The organism is Candidatus Cloacimonadota bacterium (assembly GCA_034661015.1).
Lineage (GTDB): Bacteria > Cloacimonadota > Cloacimonadia > JGIOTU-2 > JGIOTU-2 > JAYEKN01.
Genome location: JAYEKN010000135.1, coordinates 1 through 6619, shown reverse-complemented (window position 1 = coordinate 6619; position 6619 = coordinate 1). Strand labels below are relative to the sequence as shown.

5 protein-coding genes are annotated in these 6619 nt (G+C 33.3%); all 5 read left to right on the top strand.

The annotated features are described in order from the left end of the window. The first annotated feature begins 10 nt into the window (after nt 1-10). The 5 genes from U9P79_05500 to U9P79_05480 all read left to right on the top strand — a co-directional run bounded on the left by U9P79_05500 (nt 11) and on the right by U9P79_05480 (nt 6611). Nucleotides 11-865, top strand: a complete 855-nt coding sequence (locus U9P79_05500) for a Bro-N domain-containing protein (protein MEA2104082.1) — start codon at nt 11-13, stop codon at nt 863-865. 106 nt (nt 866-971) lie between these two features. Continuing rightward, nucleotides 972-2657, top strand: a complete 1686-nt coding sequence (locus U9P79_05495; GenBank protein MEA2104081.1) for a putative DNA binding domain-containing protein — start codon at nt 972-974, stop codon at nt 2655-2657. A 221-nt stretch (nt 2658-2878) separates the two neighbouring features. After that, nucleotides 2879-3028 (top strand): hypothetical protein, encoded by a 150-nt coding sequence (locus U9P79_05490; protein MEA2104080.1) that lies wholly within the window; start codon nt 2879-2881, stop codon nt 3026-3028. A 114-nt stretch (nt 3029-3142) separates the two neighbouring features. Beyond that, on the top strand, nt 3143-4207 hold the full coding sequence (gene ychF, locus U9P79_05485; GenBank protein MEA2104079.1) for a redox-regulated ATPase YchF: 1065 nt from the start codon (nt 3143-3145) through the stop codon (nt 4205-4207). Nucleotides 4208-4277: 70 nt separating this feature from the next. Beyond that, on the top strand, nt 4278-6611 hold the full coding sequence (locus U9P79_05480) for a DNA translocase FtsK (protein ID MEA2104078.1): 2334 nt from the start codon (nt 4278-4280) through the stop codon (nt 6609-6611). Nucleotides 6612-6619 lie beyond the last annotated feature (8 nt).

Here is a 6619-nt window from a genome sequence, read left to right as displayed (position 1 = left end):
AGAATAAGATATGAGCAAACAAAATAAAATCCAAATTTTCCAAGAGCAAAAAGTAAGAACTCATTGGGATGAAACTTTAGAAAAATGGTTTTTCTCCATTATAGATGTTGTGGCAATTTTAACCGAACAAATAGATTATCAAGGAGCCAGAAATTACTGGAAAGTTCTTAAACATAGACTTGTGAAAGAAGGAAATGAAACGGTTACAAATTGTAACCGGTTGAAAATGCCGGCAGCAGACGGTAAAATGAGAAAAACCGATGTTGCAGATACAGAACAGATTTTCCGGCTAATCCAATCTATTCCCTCATCCAAAGCCGAACCGTTTAAAAGATGGTTGGCAAAAGTTGGCTATGAACGAGTTCTGGAAATTGAAGACCCCGAACTTGCCACGAAAAGAACGAGAGCTTTGTATAATGCCAAAGGATATAGTGAAGATTGGATAAAAAAAAGGATGAGAGGAATTACAATTCGCGATGAACTAACGGAAGAATGGCAAAACCGAGGGGTGAAAGAACAAAAAGAATACGCAATTTTAACAGCAGAAATCAGCAAAGCAACTTTCGGAATGACTCCGAGCCAATACAAAGAATTCAAGAGATTAAAACGAGAGAATTTAAGAGATCATATGACCGATCTGGAACTTATTTTTTCTATGTTGGGTGAAAGAGCAACAACGGAAATCACACAAACAGATAATTCAAAAGGTTTTAAGAAATTACAAAAAGATGCCAAAGACGGCGGAAAGATTGCCGGTGATGCCAAAAAAGCTTTGGAAAAGAAAACAAGGAAAAGCGTTAGCAGCAGTGAGAATTATTTAGAAGTTCCTGAAAAGCAAAAAAAAATCACAAAGAAAAGCCAATAAATCTATGAAAATATACTTAGAAATTTTCATCTCAAACGACAATTACAATAATTTCAGTAAATTGAATTTAATAAATTATTTATGTTTCTATTTTGGACGGTAATTTATGAATATAAAATCTTTGATTAATACACTTTGTTCGGAAAGAACAGAAACCGAATGGATAGAATTTAAAGCAAATTATTTTGATCCGCAATTAATTGGTGAATATATATCCGCTTTGAGTAATTCTGCTTGTTTATGTGAAAAAGATTATGGTTATTTAGTCTTTGGGGTCGAGAATAAAACACATAAAATAATCGGAACAAATTTCTTTCCTAAAACAGCAAAAGGGAAAGGAAATGAAGGATTGGAACCTTGGCTGACCCGTCTATTATTTCCCAGAATAGATATTAGTATCATTGAATACAACTACGAAAATAAGCATATCGTGATTTTCAGAATCGATCCAACTCAAAACACTCCGGTTAAATTTAAAGGAATAGCATATATACGAGTTGGAGAACACAAACATAAAATGTCCGAACATCCCGAAAAAGAACGAAAAATTTGGAATAAGAAAGAGAAATATGATTGGTCTAAACAAATTATCAAAGATGCTTCGGTAAATGATTTAGATGAAACCGCGATATCGATGGCTCGTAAACATTTTATCGAAAAGAATCCAAAATTAACTGAAGAAGTCGCTGAATGGAATACTATAGATTTTTTAAATAAAGCTAAAATTACAATCAGAGGAGAAATCACAAATACTGCAATAATACTACTGGGAAAACCAGAGTCGGAACATTTTCTTGATCGCGGAAAAGCACAAATTACCTGGATTTTAAAAGATACAAACGGAATAAAAATTGATTATGAACTTTTTTTTCCTCCATTTCTGATTAATGTTGAAGAAGCTGTAAAAAAAATCAGAAATTTAAAATTAAGATATATTATCACCAATACTCTTTTTCCAACAGAAATACTTACTTACGAGCCTTGGGTTATCAGGGAAGCCCTGCATAATTGTATTGCTCATCAGGATTATGAGCTTTCCGGCAGAATAATTATTATGGAAGAATCCGATCAGCTAATTTTCTCCAATCTCGGCTCATTTCTTCCCGAAAATATCAAAAATGTAATATTGCAAGAATTTTCTTTGGAAAAATTAAGAAATCCGTTTTTGGCAAATGCGATGGTCAATTTGAATATGATCGATACAATAGGAAGCGGTATTTACAGAATGTTCAAACTTCAAAAGGAGCGTTTTTTTCCTTTGCCGGATTATGAAATATTCTCTGAAAAAATTAAAGTTACAATTCCCGGAAAAATCATTGATGAAAATTATACAAAACTTCTGATTCAAAAAACCGATCTTGATATTTGGAAAGTATTTCTACTGGATCAGATTCAAAAAAAGAAACAAATTTCCAAAAGCAATCATAAAATATTAAAGAAAGAGAAATTAGTCGAAGGACGATATCCGAATTTATTCATTTCCAAAAAAATAGCGGAAGCAACCGAACAAAAAGCTGAATATATAAAAGCAAAAGCTTTTAATGACAAATACTATCAAGATTTGATAATCGAATTTTTAAACAAACACAAAGAAGCCGATAGAAAGGATTTTGAAGAATTATTATTTAGTAAACTGTCAGACATCTTAACGGAAAAACAAAAGAAAACTAAATTAAAAAATTTGAAAACCAAAATGAAAAATTTGGGAATCATTGATAATATGGGCTCAAAGAAAAAACCTGTTTGGGTGCTTTATAATAAAAAAGAAATAAAAAGAAATAAAAAGAAATAAAAATTAATAAAAATTAATAAAAATTAATAAAAATTAAAGAAAATTAAAGAAAATTAGTAATGGACAGAACCGTATTTCGTTTATTTTCAAGGAGTTACATTATAATAATATTCGTTTAAATTATTAATAACTTCTTTTTTTTAGAATTAAAAAATAAGATCGAAAGTATAGGAATCCATAATGATAAAAAAAATATTTACTGTAATTTACACTAAAAAAATATGAATACATATTTAGAAAACACAATTTCAAACGACACTTTCGATGATTTCGGTAATTGGATACTTGCAGACTTACAGAAATTTTCCGAGAAGAAAAATCTCTATCCATATCAGGGCGAAGTAATAAAAAATTTCAACTATCTTTTGTAGTTTATAGACAATATTGTAGTGCGATGAAAAAAACAACTACGTTTTAAACGTGAATCGAATATGCGCATCTTTTTCTATAAAAAGAAAATAATCACAAAAAGGAATTAAATAATTATGATTAAAATAGGTTTGGTGGGAATGCCAAAAAGCGGAAAGACAACCATTTTTAATGCGGTTACACACAGCAACGCCGAAGTTGCAGATTATTTCACAGGGAAAATGAAACCAAATTTGGCAACTGTTAAAGTTGCTGATGAGCGAATTGATTATTTAAGTGATAATTTCAAACCGGAAAAAACTATTCATGCTACGATTGAGTATCTGGATTTTGTGGGAATAGAAAAAGATAAGGAGAAAAAGGAAGTTTTTTCGGACAATTTTTTAGCTTCTCTTCGCACAGTTGATTCCCTCTGTCTCGTTATCCGTGGCTTTGAATTATCCGGCAAAAAAATCAATCCGCTCGAAGATATCGAATCCCTCGAATCAGAATTTATTATTTCCGATTTGGTGATCTGTGAAAAAAGAATCGAAACGATTTCAAAACAGATGAAAAGAGGAGTTAATAAAATCGAAGGGAAAACCGAAATTAAATTAATTGAAAAATGTATTTCGTGTTTGAATGATGGAAAACCAATTCGAACTCTTGTATTAAATTCTCCGGAAGAGAAAATCTTGCGGGGATTCCAATTTCTCACCCGTAAACCTGTTTTTGTAATTCTTAATGTGGATGATGATAGCTATCACTCTAATGAAAATGTGATGAATAAAATCGCTGAAACATATCCGGCAGTAGAAATAGCCGGGAAATTCGAAATGGAAATAATCCAACTTGATGATGAGGAAGCCGAGATGTTTATGGAAGAATATGACATCACAGAATCCGCAATGGACAAATTAACTCGTTTATCCTATAAAACACTCGGTTTAATCAGTTTTTTTACGATCGGAAAAGATGAAGTGCGAGCCTGGACGCTGAAAAACGGCTCTACAGCTGTAGAAGCAGCCGGAGAAATACACTCTGATCTTGCTCAAGGATTTATTCGCGCCGAGCGATTTTCCTATAATGATTTTAAGGAATATGGCTCTGAAAAGGAGTTGAAGGAAAAAGGTAAATTTCATCTCGAAGGAAAAGAATACAAAGTTCTGGATGGTGATATTCTCTGTATCCGGCACAATTAAAAATTTATTTTATTCGCTAGTTTCGTGAAATTCGTGGAAAGTATTAGTATGATTGGCGGGCTATTTTAATATGAAAGATAATAATCAAGAAAAATCACAAAACGGAGAAATGAATATGATTGATGAAAAAAAACAAAGCACGAAGCAAAAGAGGATTTTAACCAAAGATGCTAAAAAATCAGTGAAAAATCGCAAACTAATTTTTGGATTACTATTGATTGCTTTTTCTCTGTTGCTTTTCTTCTCCATTTTATCATTCACTGTAGTTGATCTGGTAACTCTCAAACACGCAAATTTGAATTTTGTTAAAATCATCAGTTTCAAATTTCCACCATTTCTAACAAATATGATTGGACCTTTTGGGGCTATTTTATCGTTTATTTTTATCTACCTTTTTAGTAAACCGTACGGTTTTTTTCTGGCATTGTTCGCGTTTTTCAGTGGAATATTTTTGATATTCGGCAAAAAAGTTGAAAAAATTGGCACAAAACTTTTACTAACTTTTTCGTTATTTACTTTAATTTTAATGCTTTATCTTTCGATGGGTGGAATTTTTATTCCTATAAAAAAAGATTTACCTTCCGGGATTATTTTTTCAACTATAATTCAAGAGGGATTTATTCCAATCTTTAAAAATCTTGGTTCTTCAATTATTTTTGGGTTGGCGATACTTGGAACATTGCTTTTTCTTATTGGAGTTGATAATTTCATTAATTGGATAAAATCCGCTTTTCAACGACTTTTTCACCCAAAAGTAAAGGAAAAAATTACCCCTCAAACAAAATCGAAAAAACCATCCATTTCATATCTGAGTAACAAAAAAGAAAAAGTTCCGGCAGAAATAAAGAAGAAAGACAGTTCCCAAAAAAGTGCTAAAAAAAATAAATTGGATAGTGATACTCAGAGCGAAGCAAAAATTGCGAACGAAGAAAATGCTGATGAGTATATTTTGCCTGATACTGATAGACTTCTCGATGATTCTTATGTGCTAACCAAACAAGAATTGCAGCATAAAGAAAGAGAAATTCAAAATGATAGTAAACTTCTAATGGCAAAATTAAACGAGTTTGGGTTAGAAGGTGAAGTTACAAATGTGAATGTGGGACCCATTGTAACGCAGTATGAATTTCGACCGGCACCCGGATTAAAAATTAGCAAATTTACTTCCCTTTCCAATGATCTTGCTCTTGCTATGAAGGCAAAAAGCATTCGTATCGTTGCTCCCATTCCCGGAAAAGATAAAATCGGGTTTGAAATACCGAACAAAAATCCCAATATAATTATGTTAAAAGATGTGCTTGATTCCGAAGAAATGCGTAGCAATCCATCTCCAACCCTGATAGCTCTTGGAAAAGATATTACCGGCAAACCGTTTATCGCAGATCTGAAAAATCTTCGCCATTTATTGATTGCGGGACTTACCGGCTCGGGGAAAAGTGTATGCCTAAATGTGATTATAAATTCTATTCTTTACCGTGCCAAACCGGATGAAGTACGTTTTATCCTTTTTGATCCGAAGAAGATAGAACTTTCCATTTACGAGCAAATTCCCCACCTGATCAAAGAGGTAATAACCGACCCGAAAGACGTGCTATACCTATTGAATTGGGCAACTAATGAGATGGAAAGGCGGTACGATCTGTTCGCAGAATATAATGTGCGAAATATCGATGATTATCACGAAATGAAGAAGACCATGAGCCAAGCACAAAAATCTGTTGAAAATGATGAAGAAGATAAATTTCTTGAAAAAATGCCTTTTATAATTATCGTAGTGGACGAACTTGCTGACTTGATGCTTAGTTTGGCTCGTGAGATAGAAACACCCTTGCGAAGACTTTCCGGCATGGCGCGTGCTGTGGGGATTTATTTGTTATTTGCCACCCAACGACCATCAGTCGATGTAGTTAACGGAATGATTAAAGCAAATTTCCCGTCTCGTATTTCTTTTCAGGTTTATTCCAAAACTGATTCCCGCACGGTTCTCGATGTTAATGGTGCGGAAAAATTACTCGGTCAGGGTGATATGTTATTCTCACCTTTGGGTAAAAAACCACCGATTCGTGTTCATGGATCTTTCGTTTCTACTAATGAAGTAAAAAAACTTGTGAAGCACCTTTCCAAGTTTAAACGATCGGAAATTGATATTAACCTTCCTTCCACTCAAGCAGCAAACAGTGAAATTGAATATGATGATGATCTGTTCCCAGAAGCTGTTCGTGTGGCAGTAGAGAAGCAGTATGCCTCGGTCTCCATGATGCAAAGACGTTTCCATATCGGTTATGCTCGAGCCGGTCGTCTGATCAATATGATGGAAGAAGCTGGAATCGTAGGCGGAAGCGAGGGAAGTAAAGCAAGGAGAATATTGATTTCAGAAGATGATTTGGACGAAATGGGATTTTGAGGGAAAAT

Coding starts and splice junctions, on each gene's coding strand:
- U9P79_05500 (MEA2104082.1), top strand. CDS start 11: ATGAGCAAACAAAATAAAATCCAAATTTTCCAAGAGCAAAAAGTAAGA.
- U9P79_05495 (MEA2104081.1), top strand. CDS start 972: ATGAATATAAAATCTTTGATTAATACACTTTGTTCGGAAAGAACAGAA.
- U9P79_05490 (MEA2104080.1), top strand. CDS start 2,879: ATGAATACATATTTAGAAAACACAATTTCAAACGACACTTTCGATGAT.
- ychF (MEA2104079.1), top strand. CDS start 3,143: ATGATTAAAATAGGTTTGGTGGGAATGCCAAAAAGCGGAAAGACAACC.
- U9P79_05480 (MEA2104078.1), top strand. CDS start 4,278: ATGAAAGATAATAATCAAGAAAAATCACAAAACGGAGAAATGAATATG.